This is a genomic window from Rhodobacter sp. NTK016B (assembly GCF_017303295.1).
Lineage (GTDB): Bacteria > Pseudomonadota > Alphaproteobacteria > Rhodobacterales > Rhodobacteraceae > Pararhodobacter.
In genome coordinates, this window is sequence record NZ_JAFKOK010000042.1 from 1 (window position 1) to 526 (window position 526).

Sequence of the window (526 nt, forward strand, 5' to 3'; positions counted from 1 at the left end):
GGCGAGCCCCAGGAACAGCGAGGCGGCCTTGCGGCGCAGAGGGAGGGCGGAGAGGGAAACGGGGCTGTGCATGGGAAACTCCTGTGACGAAAAAAGGGGGCCGCGGGGCAAGCGGGGAGAGGCCCCGCGGCTCAGGATCCGGGCGCTGGGTCCGGGCGGAGGGGAAGCCGTCCGGACCGGATCGACGCTTACTGCTGGACGATGGCGACGACGTTGTCCGACCCGGCCTGGGTAACGCTGGCCGAGCTGCCGCCGCCCTGGATCACGGCGGTGACGTTGCGGCGGCCATACTGGCGCACGGTGGCGTCGTTATCGTCGCCATACTGGCTGACGCCGGCGACGTTGCGGCGGCCCCATTGGTCGACATCGGCCATGTTGTTGTCGCCGGTCTGGCCGACGAAGGCCTCGTTGCGGCGGCCGTCCTGGGTGGCGATGGCGATGTTCGAGCGGCCGTCCTGGATCACCGAGAGGCGCTGGCGATAGCCCGACTGGCCGCCGCCGATCTGGTTGTTGTAGCCGTATTGCT

Annotated in this window: 1 protein-coding gene; it reads right to left on the reverse strand. The window is 69.6% G+C overall.

Annotated elements, in window-relative coordinates; translation table 11 throughout:
- Positions 1–188: 188 nt before the first annotated feature.
- Positions 189–526 (reverse strand): hypothetical protein (locus JI664_RS23625; protein WP_211201770.1); only part of this gene is annotated, 338 nt, incomplete at its 5' end.